The organism is Sphingobium fontiphilum (assembly GCF_014196635.1).
GTDB lineage: Bacteria > Pseudomonadota > Alphaproteobacteria > Sphingomonadales > Sphingomonadaceae > Sphingobium > Sphingobium fontiphilum.
Window position 1 is genome coordinate 123,527 of sequence record NZ_JACIEB010000006.1, and the last position, 15,430, is coordinate 138,956.

The window sequence follows — 15,430 nt, forward strand, 5'->3', positions numbered from 1 at the left end:
GAGAGGCCTATCGCATGTCAGTTTATTATGTGTCGACTGCGCCATTGTGGGCGAGCGCCTTAGAGGAGCGCGGCTGATGGACGTCCGTACGCAAATACGTCGCGCCGCACGTTATTTCGCCCAGCAAGAGGCTCTCGTTCACGGCCACAGGCGGTTGACTTTCTCGGAAGCCTGGTTGCGCGGCGTGAAGCTCGCAAATGCTCTTGCGGAGTGCGGCCTTCAACCGGGTGACCGGATTGCTACGCTGGAGAAGAACTCCATCGAGGCCGCCGACATCATACTGGCGGCTGCCATTGGAAACTATACGCGTGTTCCTCTCTATGCGCGCAACCGATGTGAAGCGCACGCCCATATGATCGCGAGTACCGGATCTCGGTTGGCGCTGGTCGATGAGGCATTGGCTTCGGAGTTGGCGGGGCTGGATGCCCAAGCTCCGACGCTTGAGCGGATCATTATCCGCGATCACAACTATGAGAATTGGTTGGCGACAGCCTCGGACCGGGATCCTGATCCCGTCGTCGCGCCGGAGGACTATTGTGTCATCCGCCACACCGGCGGCACGACGGGCAAACCCAAGGGCGTTGCCTATCGGCACCGTTCATGGATGACGATCTCCGCCGCATTTTTCAGCATCGGCCCCCAAGTGGCCCCAGGGGATGCCATTCTGCATGTCGGCCCGTTGTCCCATGCATCGGGCTTCCTGTTCGTGCCGGCCTGGTATTGCGGCGCCCGCAACGTGATGATGGACGGCTTCGATCCAGCGTCCTTTCTTGACACTCTCGAGCAGGAACGGATCAGCCATGCCTTTGTAGCCCCCACCATGCTCAATGCCATAGTGCATCACGACGGGGCATATGGCCGCCACTTTCCGAATTTGAAGTTTCTGCTGAGTGCTTCAGCGCCGATCTCCGAGCCGACGCTTCGCAAGTCGTGCCAGATATTCGGGAATCATGTTCTTCATTCGGGCTATGGACAGACCGAAATCCTGCCCATCGCGTCTATGGGGCCCAACGAGTGGTTCGGCGAATTTGAAGGTTCTGCCCCAATTCGGGCGGTCGGACGTCCCATGAGTGGCGCCGATATCGAAATCCGTAACGAGGACGGAAAGGTGCTGGGACCAAACGAGCCCGGCGAGATCGTCGCACGGTTCGAAAATGGCCAGATGGAGGAATTCTGGAACGATCCGGAGGAAACCGCCCGGCGCATGGAAGATGGCTGGGTCAAAACCGGCGATGTCGGCATGATCGACACAAACGGATTTTTGTATCTGCTCGATCGCAACAACGACATGATCGTGTCAGGCGGCTTCAATATCTATCCCACCGAAATCGAAAACGTAATTGCCGACCATCCCGGTGTACTCGAGGTCGCGGTCTTTGGCGTGCCCCATGAAAAATGGGGTGAAACGCCGCTTGCAATGGTGCGTGTCAAGCCCGGAGCACAAATCACGGAGACCGAGATAATAGATTTGGTGCGCCAGCGTCTGGGCTCCGCAAAAAAGCCAAGCAAGGTCGTTTTTACCGCCGAGCCACTGCCGTTGAGCAATGTCGGAAAGGTGCTTCGTTCAAAGCTTCGAGAGCCCTATTGGGCGGGCCAGGACCGGCGCATTTCGGGGGCATGACCGACGCAGCCATCCTAGCCACATCCTCTATTCCGGTGACCGCCTGCCGGCGCGCGGGAGACTGCAATGGACTATGAATACATCCTGGTTGAGCAACGCGGCCCAGCGCTTTGGGTGACCCTCAACCGGCCGGCAGCGTTGAACAGTCTGTCGTTGGCTTTGGCCGAGGAACTCGCCGCAGCGATCGAGGCAGCGGAAGCAGATGCGACGGTGCGCGCTTGCATTCTTACCGGCGCCGGACGGGCGTTTTGCGCTGGCGCGGATCTGCTCGCAATTGGCGATGGAACAGGCGGACAAACTCTCGCCGAACGCTTAAATCTGTTTCTGCCGCCGCTCGGTCAGGCTTTTAACAGGATCGAGACGTCGCGCCTTCCGATAATTGCGGCGGTCAACGGCCTTACGCTCGCCGGCGGCTTGGAACTGGTGTTGTGCTGTGATCTCGTCATTGCCGCGCACCCGGCCAGATTTGGCGACGCCCATGCAAATTACGGCCTGTTGCCCGGCGGTGGAGGGTCGGTTCGACTCCCTAGGAAGATCGGCGAAGCGCGTGCGAAACATCTGATGATGACCGGCGGGACCATCTCGGCTGCCGAGATGAAGGAAGCCGGACTCGTGACCCAACTGGTTGCTCCCGAGGATCTCATTGCGGCAGCGCAAGCGCTGGTAGAATCTCTTGCAGAAAAGAGCCGGCCAGGGCTCGCCTACATGAAGCAGCTAGTCCGCGCTGCGCAGGATAGCTCGCTCGAAGTCGGGCTGCGTCAGGAACTCGAAACCATGGCTGCTTACGCCTTGTCCAACGACATTGTCGAAGGACTGGCGGCATTCCGGGAGAAGCGGAAGCCCGATTTTTCCGACCGGTGAGACCTGATCGGATGCGGAACACATTGGAAGAATGGATCAACGAATGACCGACATATTCGTCATGGGGGTTGGGATGACCCCGTTCGGAAAACAGTTCGACAAGAGCCTGAAAATGCTCTGCGCCGAAGCTTCGTCGCAGGCCTTTTCCGACGCAGGATGCACCGCCGGCGATGTCGAAGCCATCTTCTTCGGCAATTGCGTCCAGGGGCATATGGAGGGCCAGGACATGATCCGCGGCGAAATCGTGGCGCGAGCGATGGGCATCTCAAGCGTTCCCGTGGTGAATGTCGAAAACGCATGTGCGACGGCTTCCACGGCCTTGCACATGGCCGCCGCCTATGTTCGATCGGGGGCAGCGGATGTCGTACTCGCGCTCGGCGCGGAGAAGATGTACTCGCCCGACAAGGCGCTCATGTTCAGTGCATTCGATGGCGCTTGGGACGTGCATGAAACCGAGTCGGGCCGCGCGCAGCTGCTGGCCATGGGCAATGGCGTCGATGTTCCGGAAGGAACGACATCGAGTCAGCCTTACAGCGTTTTCATGGATGTATACGCCGCGATGGCACGCGCGCACATGAAGACCTACGGCTCGACGCAAGCGCAAATCGCGGCCGTCTCGGCGAAAAATCACATGCATTCGACGCGCAATCTGCTTGCCCAGTATCGCCTCCCATATACCGTCGAAAGTGTACTCGCTGCGCCTCCGATCGTTTACCCGTTCACACTGCCGATGTGCTCCCCGATCAGCGACGGCGCCGCCGCTGCGATCATCTGCAGCGAAGCCGGTCGGCGCAAACTGTCGGCAGCCCCGGACAGGGCGCTAAGAATCCTGGCGTCTGTGCTGCAAACCGGCGCCGCGCGCGATCCCTTTGATTATGACCACCATGTCAGCCGCCTTGCGGCGAACCGGGCCTATGCGATGGCCGGCGTGGGGCCAGAAGATATTGGCGTCGCGGAGGTGCATGACGCCACGGCGGTTGGCGAGATCATTGAAATCGAGGCGCTCGGCCTGACGCCGCCTGGCGAGGGCGGACTCGCGGCAGAGCGCGGTGAGACGGCGCTGGGTGGGCGTATTCCGGTAAACACGTCGGGCGGGCTTGAATGCAAGGGACATCCGATCGGCGCCACCGGGCTCGGCCAAATCTACGAGCTTGCGCTGCAATTGCGCGGCGAGGCGGAAGATCGACAGGTTCCGAATGCCCGGTTCGCGATCGCGCAGAACGGCGGAGGTGTCATCGGGGTGGAAGAGGCGGTGGTCGCCGTCACGATCCTGGGCCGGTAGTTGTCAGAGCGCGCCTAGGGAAACACGGGGTCACGATATGAACTTTGAGCTGTCCGATGAACAACGCATGGCGGTGGAAACCGTCCGCCGCTTTCTCGACAACAAGCTTGAGCCGGAAATCCGCCGGCATGGGGAGCGATTCATCCCCAAACCGCTCATGAAGGAATGGACTCAAGCACTGACCGGCTATGGCCATATTACCGCACCGCATCAGGAGCAATGGGGCGGGCTTGATATGGGATGGCTCACTCATCTGCTCATTTTCGAGGAGATCGCCTATTCCTCGCTCGATGTGGCCATACCCGGCTTCATCAACGCGGTTGGCGCAGAACTCATCCGCCGCTTCGCCCCGGAGACGATCAAGCAACGCTATCTTGCCGACCTCGTCGCGGCCGAGAAGTTCGTTTCGCTCGGCATCTCGGAGCCCGATGTCGGCTCGGACGTCGCCGCCATCAAGACACGCGCCGTACGAGACGGCGATTTCTGGGTCATCAATGGCGAAAAGACCTGGATCACCAACGGAGCCTACTCGGACATCTTCATCTGTACGTGCAAGACTGGCGAAAATGAAGTCACTCACATCCTGGTCGATCGTGACGAGAGTGAGTATGAGGTGCGCGATATCCAGAAGATGGCGCTCAACGGCCAATCGACTGCACAGATATTCCTGTCCGATTGCCGCGTACCGGTGGCAAACACGATCGGCCGGGTCGGCGATGGATTGCGCAATACGTTGCAAGTGTTCGAGATTGCCCGCTGCCATATGGCGATGTGGAGTATCGGCATCGCACGGCGAGCAATGGATGAGGCGATCGCGTACGCTCGCGATCGCGCGCAGCATGGCAAGAAGATCGCCGGCCATCAGCTGATCGCCGACAAGATCGCCATCATGGCGACCAAGATCGACGCAGCCCGTCTGTTGACGCACCGGGCAATATCCCTCGTCCAGGCGGGCACGCGCGCAGAGACGGAATGCTCGATGGCCAAGTGGTACGCCACCGAAATGGCGATCGAAGCGACGCGCGATGCGCTTCAGATCCATGGCGGCAACGGCGTCACCCGCGAATTCATCGTTGAGCGGCTGGTGCGTGAGGCGATCATTTGCCCCATCCCCGATGGCACGACGGAGATTCAAAAGCTTGTTGTTTCGCGCGCCCTGACCGGCATTCAAGCCTTTCGGTAAGGCTCAGACGAAAACGACAGCGTCGACGGAAATGGAGCCGCGTGCCTGACTCGCACAGGATCAAATGCGCAGATGCGTCGCTCAGGTAAAAGAGGCAGACAAGCGATGGACGAAGAGCTTCGTTTCGATGGCAGGGTAGTGGTTGTGACCGGAGCCGGAGGCGGACTTGGGCGCCAGTACGCGCTGATGTTTGGCGGGCGCGGAGCCAAGGTGGTGGTGAATGATCTGGGTGGCGACGAGAAAGGGAGCGGCAGCTGCTCCACAGCCGCTGACAATGTGGTCGACGAAATTCGAGCCACGGGCGGTCAGGCGGTGGCAAATTATGCGTCGGTCGAGGAGGGCGCGCTGATCATCCAAGCCGCGGTTGACAACTTCGGAACCGTTGACGTCGTCATCAACAATGCCGGCATCCTGCGCGATGTGAGCTTCCACAAAATGACCGACGAAGACTGGACACTGCTTCAGCGGGTCCATCTGAATGGGACGCGGGCAGTGACGCAGGCAGCATGGCCGATACTGCGCGACAAGGGCTATGGCCGCATCGTCATGACCACGTCTGCAGCCGCAATCTACGGCAACTTCGGTCAGGCCAACTATGCCGCAGCCAAGCTCGGAATATTGGGGCTTGCGAACGCGCTGGCGGAGGAGGGGCGGTCCAGAAACATCCAGGTTAATACGATCGCCCCAATCGCCGCATCGCGTATGACCGCGACTGCCTTTCCACAAGAGTTTCTCGCCAATCTCAGAGCGGAAGCGATCAGTCCATTGGTCGGTTGGCTTGCGCACGAGAATTGCAGCGAAACCAAAGGGCTTTTTGAAGTTGGAGCCGGCTATATCGCCAAGCTTAGGTGGGAGCGCGCGCTTGGGCACGCCTTCGGAGCGGACAGGGCGTTCACGCTCGATGATGTCGCCCGGCACTGGGGTAGAATTGTCGACTTCACGGATGCCGAGCACCCGCTCGGGCTGAATGACAGCCTTGAGGCGGTAGAACGGGCGCTGAGAGCGTAATCAACCCGATGAATTACCATGATATTTTTGAGCGGCCGTCGGGCTGCCGATGGCGTCGTGCTGCCGCCAGATATCGATGAGCAGCAGGAATAGTTCTGCAGCGAATTGAATTGGACGACGGCCCTCAAATGCCGCCAAACGGCATGAACTACACAATATCTCCTGGGAAGAGAGGATCAGCCATGAGAGGATGTCTATTGGCTTCTGCCGCGTTGTTGTGCTCGGGAACAGCATTTGCCCAGGAAGCAACGCCCTAGGCGAACGACCAAACCGGGAGCGCCACGGAAGCGCTGGCTGAGGACATTGTCGTTACCGCCACCAAAAAGGGCTATGGCGAAAGCGTGCAGAAAGTACCGATGGCGGTCACGGCTTTTGGTGAAGCGCAGCTGGATGCCAAGTTCGTCCAGAATCTTCAAAGTCTGAGCTACGACGTTCCCAACGTCCAGCTCGAGGATGTGGGTACGGCACCGGGCTATGCCAATTTCACTATCCGGGGCCTCGGCATCAACAGCACGATCCCATCGATCGACCCCACCGTAGGCGTTTTCACTGACGGTATTTACCTCGGCATCAACGCTGGTGTCGTGCTGGACAACTTCGACCTTGAGGGGATCGAAGTTCTGCGTGGACCGCAAGGCTTGCTTTTCGGTCGCAACGTTACCGGCGGTGCCGTGGTTGTGCGGACCACGCGGCCCAGCTTCGATTTTGGAGCCAAAGCCAAGCTATCCATTGAAACGGGACTGAAAAAGACCGTAAGCGGCACGGTTACCGGACCTATCGTCGATGACGTTTTGGCTGCCAAATTGGCCGTCTACTACAGCGACGACAATGGCTGGTTTCGCAACCGCTTCGACAATCGCAGCTTCGGTAAATCACATGACCTTATCATTCGCCCGGCACTTTCGCTCAAGGGTGGCGACCGCTTCCGAATGGATCTCCGCTATGAGCATGGCGATGTCGAAAGCGATGGAGCCCCTGTCCAGAGTCACGCGCTGTTTCCCCGCGACAGCTTCAGGTTTTCGATCAATTTCCCAGGTTTCTATGATGCCAAATGGGACCAGGCGATCGTGGAAACCAACATCGATGTTGGTCTGGGCGAAGGCGTCTTCACCAACATCGCTGGCTATCGGAAATTCCGATCCTCCGCGGGCGCTGATATCGATGGAACACCACAGTCCTTCTTTCATGCCTTTTTCGAAATCGACCAGGATCAACTCAGCGACGAACTTCGTTATGCCGGAAGGTTCGGTGACGTCGAATTGACAACCGGTCTATACTATTTTTCCCAGGATCTTCGTTACGCCGAGCTGCGGAATCTTTTGGGCGGTGCTCGGATCGTTTCCGGTGGGGGTACGCAAGACCAGACAACATGGGGCATTTTTGCTTCGACCGACTGGCATTTCACCGATACGCTGACCTTGAATCTCGGCGCGCGGTATAGTTGGGAACGCAAAGCCGTTCGGGTCTCGGCCTTACGCGCAAATGGTTGCAATCTAGACACGCTGATCTGTGCAACCAATTTCGCCGACGCGGCAAAATGGCGAGGGTTTACGCCGAAAATCGGCCTTCAGTGGAAGCCGGATGACGACACGCAGATTTATGGCCTTTACACGCGCGGGTTCCGCAGCGGCGGATATAATTTGCGCAACACCGATCCCGCTGTGCCGCCGGGGCCATTCAATCAAGAGACCCAGGACAGTTTCGAACTCGGCGCCAAGAAGCAATTCGGGCGCCACCGGATCAACCTGGCGGCCTTCTACAATCGCATGAAGGACCTGCAGCGCGAGATCAACCTGCCCGGACCGCTTGGCGTCAGCCAGGTCATACGGAACACCGCCGACGCCACAATCAAAGGCGTCGAGGCCGAGGGGCAGTTTTTTCTTTTGTCCAACCTCGTGATTTCGGGTCAGCTCGGCTACGTGAATGGCCAGTATCGCAACGTCCAGTTCGACCTCAGCGGTGATGGCGTCATCAACGATGTGGATCGTGCGCTCAAATTGCCAAGGCTGTCGCCATGGACCTATGGCGTGGGGCTGACTTATGATCAGCAGCTTGGCGAATTGGGGACAGCAACGGCGCGTGTCAGCTTCACGCATCGCGACAAGGCGGCATTCACCGACAACAACGTCGGCTTCCTTCAGGGCGCCGATATGCTCGATGCGAGCCTCACATTGGCGACCGACAACAAGCACTGGCGCTTCTCCATCTATGGCCGAAACCTCCTGAATGAGGTGACGATTGGCGGCGATACACCTTTGCCGGCGGCCTTCGGGGGCACGGGTGCAAGCCTTTCACCGCTAAACAGGGGGCGCGTCATCGGCGGAGAAGTGGCGATTAGCTTCTAGGCCATTTTCGAGGCGAGTGGAATCACCCGCCAACTCGGAAAATGCCCAAGATCAATTTGCTAGAGCATTTCCTGCCGGAAAGCCGGTTCCCACTTCTGCGCGAAATGCTCTAGCTGATCGCGACGGATGCAGCGGATTTCCGATCGCACCCCGCCCCCTTGCCGTTAATCCGATGATGCGGTGCGCCATGCCTGACGAACAAGGCTGACGAGCGCACGGCCAGCCGGTTTTACCTGCCAGCGGCTACGCACAGCATAACAAAGCGTCAATGGATCGAATAAACCGATTCCCTCCAAGGCCACGAAATTGGCGCGAAACCATGAGTTCTCGGTGAACTGTTTTGCAACCATCCCGATAGCATCGGATGTGGCAACGATCCGTCGAACCAATTGAAAATAGTCTGTCATGTGGATCCAGTCAGCGGGACGCTTACCGCTTTTTTCGTACATCTGCTGAATGATCGATGTGTAGGGTTCGGAAGATGAGGGCACTACGAATTCGAACTGGACCAGCGGCTCCTTGCTGGTCGGGTTTATCCCCAGAATGGGATGATTGTTCCGCACAAAAGGCAGTATTTCGATCGAGGCGACCCGCTCGCACTTGAATTCCGGCCAGCGTGCAAAGGCCGCTTCAAGTCCAAAGGCGACATCGATATCGCCGCGCGACAGGAGTCGCACGCCCCTTTCGCTGTTGCCCGAAACGACTTCGACGCGCACTGCCGGATGGCGCCGCAGCAAAGAAACCAGAGGTTGGGTGAGCAACCAGTCGATTGACCCTGGGAACAGTCCGATTCGAAGCGGGCCCGCATAGGCGTCGGCGCGGCGGGCTGTATCTCCGAGTAGTTCAGCTGCGTCGGCAAGCAAGCGCGCTGCGCGATCAATAAATTCGCGTCCCTCCTCTGTCGGCATCGCGCCCCGTGAGGTCCGATGGAAAAGGGAATAGCCAAGATGCCGTTCGAGTTCAGCGACACTCTTGGTCACCGCCGACTGCGTGACACCAACCGCATCCGCTGCCCTGGAGAAGGAACGAAGCTGACCAACCGCGACGGCATGCTTGAGGCGAGAATCGAGCATGGACATGCCCCACAGGAATAATTGCTCCAGAGAATGAATTAGGCGAATCAAGGTCATTTTGCCAATCTTACTTTCGACACTGCCGCCCAGCACGACTGCAACCCGTCTCGAAATCTGGAGCGGCGAAACGGCCTGGATCAAAGCGCCAAGGTCTCAGACGCAGGTATGCCTGAATGACGAAAACTGGTCCGCTTGCAGGCCTCAAAATACTCGAAATTGCGGGCATCGGCCCGGCGCCGTTTTGCGGAATGCTGTTGGCCGACCTTGGCGCCGATGTCGTCGTCATTGAACGCGTAAGCCCTAACTCCGAAAATATCGATCTTGGCAGCGGCGCCATTGTGAACCGCGGGAAACGTGTAATTGCCTTGGATCTGAAGTCCCCCGAAGGCGTCGCGCATGTCCTGGATCTCGTCCAAAGGGGCGATGTACTGATCGAAGGCATGCGGCCTGGGGTGATGGAGAGGCTCGGCCTTGGTCCCGAGGTTTGCCTAGCGCGTAACCCCCGCCTTGTATTCGGTCGCATGACGGGTTGGGGGCAGCAGGGACCTCTCGCCCAAGCGGCCGGCCATGACATCAACTATATCGCGCTGTCAGGAGCCCTTTGGTATGCTGGGCATCCCGGTGAACCGCCAATGGCGCCGCCAAGCCTGGTAGGCGATATTGGGGGTGGAGCGCTCTATTTGGCCATCGGCGTCCTCGCAGCGGCAATGCACGCGCGGGATACCGGGAATGGGCAAGTGGTTGACGCCGCGATCGTCGATGGGAGCGCTCACATGATGAACTTGCTCCTGAGCCTGAAGGCCGCCGGCCAGGTTGCCAGCATACGCGGCTGCAGCATCCTTGACGGCCCTCACTGGTACTCGACCTATCGGTGCGCCGACGGGAATTTCATCTCAGTCGGATCACTCGAGCCCAAGTTCTATGCGCTGCTTTGCAAAAAGCTGGGGTTGGCCGGCGATAGCAGTTTTGACGACGGCTATGATCGTGATGCCTGGCCCGAGCTCAAGCAGCGTTTTAGCGAGATATTCGCCATGCGGACACGGGAAGAATGGCGCACACTGCTGGAAGGCAGCGATGCCTGCTTTGCCCCCGTGCTTGATCCGGACGAAGCGGCGCGCCATCCTCATATGGCAGCGCGAGGCGTCTATCGGGAGATCGACAATATCCTCCAGGCAATGCCGGCGCCACGTTTTTCGGGCTCGTCACTACCGATCCCCGGACCGATCCCGCTGCATCATGAAGATCCGAGTACAATTCGGCGGGGCTGGAGCAAACCGGACCGCTGCGGGATTACCGCCAGAACCGACTGTTGCGAGTAGTCGGTTGGCATGGTGGGCGGCCAGCGGCCCGACACGAACGGTGATTTCATAACTATGAACCAATGCGACGCTCCGCTTCGCTGCGCTGCATTCAAATCAAAGGAGACAACGACACACAGGCACGTCAAACTATCCGATGATTCCTGTACGCCACGCCGGAACGGCGATTGCGGACGTGTCCACGGGACGTTGTTCGCATCGTGATTCGCTCGGCGCTTGAAATCAATGCTCGCCCCGGATGTGACGACGCCGATGGGATTTCCACTGCGGCGTCCACGGCCAATGTCCTGGCGTGAGGGCTTCGGTCATCGACCGATTCGACCGTCCGAATGCGGTCTTTTGGCGCGCCTGAGAATCCGCATCAGAGTTGAGTGCGCGTTGTTCGGGAATCTCATTTAAATATTTGTAAAAACGTAATAATATAGATAATAACTCCAACCTGTATCCAGTGTGGAGTAATGGTCGCAGGGCGTGAACTTACGCCCTTATGGATGCGTCGAAGTCCTTCAGTTTGAATCTCAGGAAATTGCGGCTTGCGATGCGCATCACGCAAGAAGCGCTCGCCCATGATGCGGGCACGAGCAGCTCTTATCTGAGTGCGATCGAAAATGGCCGGTCGAGCCCGACGCTGAAAGCAATGGAGCGGCTCGCGAAGGCACTCGGCGTTAATGCCGTCTATCTCTTGTCCGGCCGGATATCGATCTCGATCGTTTCGGACGACGAACTGGAAATCGGCGCGATACTGGCGCGCCCGGCGGTGACGCTCCGGCGCCATCCGCACAAGCCGACGGGGCGGCCGAGCAAGACCAAGTAAATCATCGGGGGCTGCACGCGCGTGGGCTGGAACCACGCGCCCGATAGACGCGCCCGCAACGCGCGCGTCGAAAGGAGTGCCCCTCGGTGCCGTTTCGCGACCTCGATGCCTATATTAAGCAGGCCAGGCGCGCGAACAGTGATCGCGAGCTGTTCAGTTGCAGCGAGGCCGCCGCACGCCAGCTCGGCCTCCCATGGCTCGCGATCGTCCAGAGCATGGCCTTCTTTCAGCCCGGTGGGCGATATTTCCGCATGGACAATTTCCAGAGCTGGGGCGACGTTTTCGTCGCCGAAGGCTATTACCGCGACGATCCCGCCTTGCTCGCGGCGCGCTCGACAAGCCGGGCGTTCTGCTGGCACGAAATGGAGCGACTGCTGGGCGGCTTCACGCGGCGACAGGCGCGCATCGTGCGCGAAGCCGCGCGTCATGGCCTGCGCAACGGCCTCACCGTTCCGATTGGCGTCGCCGGCGAGCCGCCCGGATGCTGTACGTTCGCAACGCGCGACGGGCAATTGCCGCCATCGCATATCTGCCGGATCGCGACGCTGATGGCGAGCGAGGCGTTTACCGAGGCGCGGCGCTTGCACGGCTTTCCGGCGCGCCCGCTGAAATTACCCCATCTCAGCCCAAAGCGGCTCGAATGCTTTCGCTTGGCGGCGATGGGCAAGAGCGACGTCGAGATCGGGATCATGATGAACATCGCCCCGACGACAGTGCGCACCTACATGCGTGACCTGCGCGAACATTTCGGAATCTATTCCCGCGCGCAGCTCCCGGCGATCGCGCTCGCCTGCGGAATCGTCTGCATCGAGGAGATCGTCCCGCGGTTCTGAGCGGGATCGCCGCATCCTCAATATTGACGACTGTTTGAGCCCTTCATCTCTGCTCCCTTCGCGACTGTTCAATTTGAACGGGAGCTACTGCCATGATCCATATTGTCAAAGGGTGCTCGCTTACCGATGCGCGCGCCGCCTCGATGTTCGAGGACCGCAAGACCCTGTTCGTCGATCTGCTGGGCTGGGATGTTCCGGTCGTCGGCGGCCGCTATGAAATCGACAGCTATGACGGCGACAAGGCGGTCTATCTGATCGCCACCGACGATGGCTGCATTCACCAGGGGTCGATGCGGCTGCTATCGACAGAGGGCGCACATCTTCTCGCCGATCGTTTCGCGTCGCTCTGCGAGTGCGATGCGCCCCGGGGGGAGCAGGTTCGCGAGATTACGCGACTTTGCCTGCCGCAACGATTGGGCGCCCCCGGACGCCTGCGTGTCCGCAACCGGCTCATCTCGGCGATGGTCGATCATGCGCTCGGCAGCGGAATCACCATGCTAACCGGCGTCGTGACCGCTGCTTTTCGCGAGGAGGTTTTGGCGATGGGCTGGCGCGCAGCGCCGCTCGGCCCCGCGCGCCGCATCGATGGCGCGTTCCTTGGAGCGTTCCGCATCGAGATCTGCGCCGGTACGCCTGCGCTGCTGGCGTCGAACGGCATCTATGTACCGGGTGCGATCACTCCCGATGCGGCGGCAAGAGCCGCGTGAAGGGAATGGCGATGCACGACCCCGCCCGCCTCGCCGCGATGCTGCTCGCCGACGGTTATGTCATTGTCGATAACGCCGTGCCGACCGAGCTAATCACCGCGCTCGAAGCCGAACTCGCACCGCGCTTCGTCGCCACGCCCTTTTGCGAAGGCGGATTCTACGGAGCCCGCACCAAGCGCTTTGGCGCGTTGTTGCGGCGTTCACGGCATATCGCCGGCCTTGTGCTGCACCCGATCATCCGCGGTATCGCCGAAACGGTGCTCGGGGAATGGTGCGATCGTATCGTTCTCAACCTCACCCAGGCGATCGAAATCCATCCCGGCGCGCTCGCGCAGGTGCCGCACCGCGACCAGGATCTCTGGGGCGGCGTCAAGACCGGGATGCACTATCAGATCAACGTCATCTGGCCGATCGATCCGTTCACGCTGGAGAGTGGCGCGACGCTGGTCTGGCCGGGCAGCCATCACGATGCGGCATCGCAACCGGGCGATGCACGTCCGGTCGCCGCCGAAATGCCACCCGGCTCCGCGCTGCTGTTCCTCGGATCGATCCTGCATGGTGCCGGCGCTAACCAGTCCGATCATGTGCGCCGCGCGGTCATCACCTCCTATTGCCTCGGATGGCTGCGGACGTTCGAGAATCAGTATCTCGTCTATCCGCCCGCCATCGCTCGAGCGTTCGATCCCGATCTGGCCGCGCTCATCGGCTATGCCCAGCATCGCCCCAATCTCGGCAATGTCGAAGGCCAGTGCCCGTCCGTGCTGCTTCACCGGGACGATATCGACGGCCTCCCTGCGATCGACGCGCTGCTCCCCGGCCAGGCCGACATGCTGGATGCCTATGTCGCCGAACAGGAAGCCGCGCGTGCGGGCCTGATCGGCGGGTAACGCGGGTTCGTCGGACCGGGCGCTGCACTCATGACACACGATCCAAACCCCGAAGCAGGCGGCGGCGCGCGAACACGGATCGAGGCGGATTCATCCGCTGTGGACGGTGGAGCCACGGCGTCGTCGGCCGCGGAGCGCGCTCGGCGGGCACGCGAGCATTGCCCGTTTCTGACAACCAAGCAGGCCGCGTTCCATCTCGGTCTCGCGGGGGACACGCTCAAGAAGATGCGCCGGGAGCGGCGCGGCCCGCCGTGCCGAAAGCATGGCACCGTCTGGCGCTACCATATCGACGATATCGAGGCCTGGTCGCGCGCGAACATGCGGGAGGGAGGCAATGGCTAGGCTGCTACCCTCCCGTCTGCCGGCTAAACCCACCGCGCTGATCGGTCTCGGCGCGGCCGCGCTGGCGACCACGATCGCGCTGCCGCCAACGCCGTGGCTGGTCTGGAACGCATCGGCCAGCGCGCCGATCGGTCTCTATGCCGTCAGCGGACGGCAGGACATCGCATCGGGCGACATGGTGCTGGTCCGGGTGCCCGACCGCTGGCGCCGGCTCGCCGCCGAGCGGCGCTACATTCCGATCAATATCCCGCTGGTCAAGCGCGTCGCGGCCGCGCCCGGCGATCGCGTCTGTGCGCGCGGGCGGGAGATCTATGTCAACGGCCACCCGGTGGCCGAACGCCGCGAAGCCGATGGCCGCGACCGTCCGATGCCGTGGTGGAATGGCTGCGTGATGTTGCGTTCGGGCGCATTGTTCCTGCTGATGGACAGCCCGGATTCGTTCGATGGGCGTTATTTCGGACCGACATCGCGCGGCGACGTCATCGGCGAGGTGCGACTGCTGTGGCTGGGCTGAGGGTCGCCATCACCGCCCTGGCGCTGCTGGCGGCGGCACCGGCTGACGCGCAGTCGGTCGTTCACTGGCGGCCCTATATCGAGGCAGCCTCGGCGCGTTTCGGCGTGCCGGTAGAATGGATCGAGCGCGTCATGCGCGCCGAGAGCGGCGGGCGCACGGTGCTGGACGGGCGCCCGATTACCAGCCACGCCGGCGCGATGGGACTGATGCAGCTCATGCCCGGCACCTGGTCCGAAATGCGCGCGCGGCTCGGGCTCGGACGTGATCCCCATAGCCCGCGCGACAACATATTGGCGGGGACGCTCTATCTTCGTCTGATGTATGACCGCTTCGGTTATCCCGGACTGTTCGCAGCCTATAACGCGGGACCGGCACGCTATGCCGAGCACGTGCGGACCGGCCGCGCGCTGCCCGGTGAGACCCGCGCCTATCTCGCGAGCGTCGCCGGAGTGCCCGTCAATTCCCGGTCGGCTGTCACGGCCGCCAGTGCAACGCCGCGTACCGTCAATGCCATCTTCTTCGCGATCGGCGACCGGCCCCCTGCCGGCCGGAGCGAAGCCGGTGCGGCCACGCTGTTCGTCGCGCTGCGATCGACGTCGCCCGAGAAGAACGCGCCAGACCGCCCATAGTGCGAGCCGATC

General features: G+C 60.8%; 16 protein-coding genes. 14 read left to right on the top strand and 2 right to left on the bottom strand.

From position 1 onward, the window contains the following. Positions 1-76 precede the first annotated feature (76 nt). The 5 genes from GGR44_RS12955 to GGR44_RS12975 all read left to right on the top strand — a co-directional run bounded on the left by GGR44_RS12955 (position 77) and on the right by GGR44_RS12975 (position 5,955). Positions 77-1,621 carry a class I adenylate-forming enzyme family protein gene (locus tag GGR44_RS12955; protein ID WP_026108915.1) on the top strand — a complete coding sequence of 515 codons (1,545 nt, stop codon included), beginning with the start codon at positions 77-79 and terminating at the stop codon, positions 1,619-1,621. A 66-nt stretch (positions 1,622-1,687) separates the two neighbouring features. After that, positions 1,688-2,482 carry an enoyl-CoA hydratase/isomerase family protein gene (locus tag GGR44_RS12960; RefSeq protein WP_011415062.1) on the top strand — a complete coding sequence of 265 codons (795 nt, stop codon included), beginning with the start codon at positions 1,688-1,690 and terminating at the stop codon, positions 2,480-2,482. Positions 2,483-2,525: 43 nt separating this feature from the next. After that, positions 2,526-3,764, top strand: a complete 1,239-nt coding sequence (locus GGR44_RS12965) for a thiolase family protein (RefSeq protein WP_011415063.1) — start codon at positions 2,526-2,528, stop codon at positions 3,762-3,764. Between the two features lie 37 nt (positions 3,765-3,801). After that, entirely contained in the window at positions 3,802-4,947 is a 1,146-nt protein-coding gene (locus tag GGR44_RS12970; protein WP_017499968.1) for an acyl-CoA dehydrogenase family protein, read from the top strand. A 105-nt stretch (positions 4,948-5,052) separates the two neighbouring features. Continuing rightward, on the top strand, positions 5,053-5,955 hold the full coding sequence (locus GGR44_RS12975; protein ID WP_011415065.1) for an SDR family oxidoreductase: 903 nt from the start codon (positions 5,053-5,055) through the stop codon (positions 5,953-5,955). Here the strand turns inward: GGR44_RS12975 and GGR44_RS12980 are convergent, their stop codons facing one another. Then, the gene (locus tag GGR44_RS12980; protein ID WP_082734761.1) at positions 5,956-6,189 is read right to left on the bottom strand and encodes a hypothetical protein; all 234 of its coding nucleotides are present in this window, start codon (positions 6,187-6,189) and stop codon (positions 5,956-5,958) included. Positions 6,190-6,296: 107 nt separating this feature from the next. Between GGR44_RS12980 and GGR44_RS12985 the strand changes: the two genes are divergently transcribed. Continuing rightward, positions 6,297-8,300 carry a TonB-dependent receptor gene (locus tag GGR44_RS12985; RefSeq protein ID WP_231735665.1) on the top strand — a complete coding sequence of 668 codons (2,004 nt, stop codon included), beginning with the start codon at positions 6,297-6,299 and terminating at the stop codon, positions 8,298-8,300. 164 nt (positions 8,301-8,464) lie between these two features. On the opposite strand, the gene GGR44_RS12990 is transcribed toward GGR44_RS12985, so the two are convergent. After that, complete coding sequence (locus GGR44_RS12990; RefSeq protein ID WP_017499965.1) at positions 8,465-9,466, bottom strand: LysR family transcriptional regulator; 1,002 nt, start codon at positions 9,464-9,466, stop codon at positions 8,465-8,467. Between the two features lie 80 nt (positions 9,467-9,546). Between GGR44_RS12990 and GGR44_RS12995 the strand changes: the two genes are divergently transcribed. The 8 genes from GGR44_RS12995 (at position 9,547) to GGR44_RS13030 (ending at position 15,418) form a co-directional block, all read left to right on the top strand. After that, the gene (locus GGR44_RS12995; RefSeq protein ID WP_026108913.1) at positions 9,547-10,692 is read left to right on the top strand and encodes a CaiB/BaiF CoA transferase family protein; all 1,146 of its coding nucleotides are present in this window, start codon (positions 9,547-9,549) and stop codon (positions 10,690-10,692) included. A 487-nt stretch (positions 10,693-11,179) separates the two neighbouring features. Next, positions 11,180-11,506, top strand: coding sequence for a helix-turn-helix domain-containing protein (locus GGR44_RS13000; protein WP_017499963.1), 327 nt, complete (start codon positions 11,180-11,182; stop codon positions 11,504-11,506). An 86-nt stretch (positions 11,507-11,592) separates the two neighbouring features. Beyond that, complete coding sequence (locus GGR44_RS13005; protein ID WP_017499962.1) at positions 11,593-12,339, top strand: LuxR family transcriptional regulator; 747 nt, start codon at positions 11,593-11,595, stop codon at positions 12,337-12,339. 92 nt (positions 12,340-12,431) lie between these two features. After that, positions 12,432-13,046 (top strand): acyl-homoserine-lactone synthase, encoded by a 615-nt coding sequence (locus GGR44_RS13010; RefSeq protein WP_017499961.1) that lies wholly within the window; start codon positions 12,432-12,434, stop codon positions 13,044-13,046. A 5-nt stretch (positions 13,047-13,051) separates the two neighbouring features. After that, positions 13,052-13,933, top strand: coding sequence for a phytanoyl-CoA dioxygenase family protein (locus GGR44_RS13015; RefSeq protein WP_017499960.1), 882 nt, complete (start codon positions 13,052-13,054; stop codon positions 13,931-13,933). A 30-nt stretch (positions 13,934-13,963) separates the two neighbouring features. Continuing rightward, a complete protein-coding gene (locus tag GGR44_RS17165; protein WP_081095412.1) occupies positions 13,964-14,275 on the top strand; it encodes a helix-turn-helix domain-containing protein in 312 nt (103 codons plus the stop codon). Next, positions 14,268-14,789 (top strand): S26 family signal peptidase, encoded by a 522-nt coding sequence (locus GGR44_RS13025; RefSeq protein ID WP_017499958.1) that lies wholly within the window; start codon positions 14,268-14,270, stop codon positions 14,787-14,789. The genes GGR44_RS17165 and GGR44_RS13025 overlap by 8 nt, the downstream gene beginning before the upstream one ends. After that, a complete protein-coding gene (locus tag GGR44_RS13030; RefSeq protein ID WP_017499957.1) occupies positions 14,777-15,418 on the top strand; it encodes a lytic transglycosylase domain-containing protein in 642 nt (213 codons plus the stop codon). The genes GGR44_RS13025 and GGR44_RS13030 overlap by 13 nt, the downstream gene beginning before the upstream one ends. Positions 15,419-15,430 lie beyond the last annotated feature (12 nt).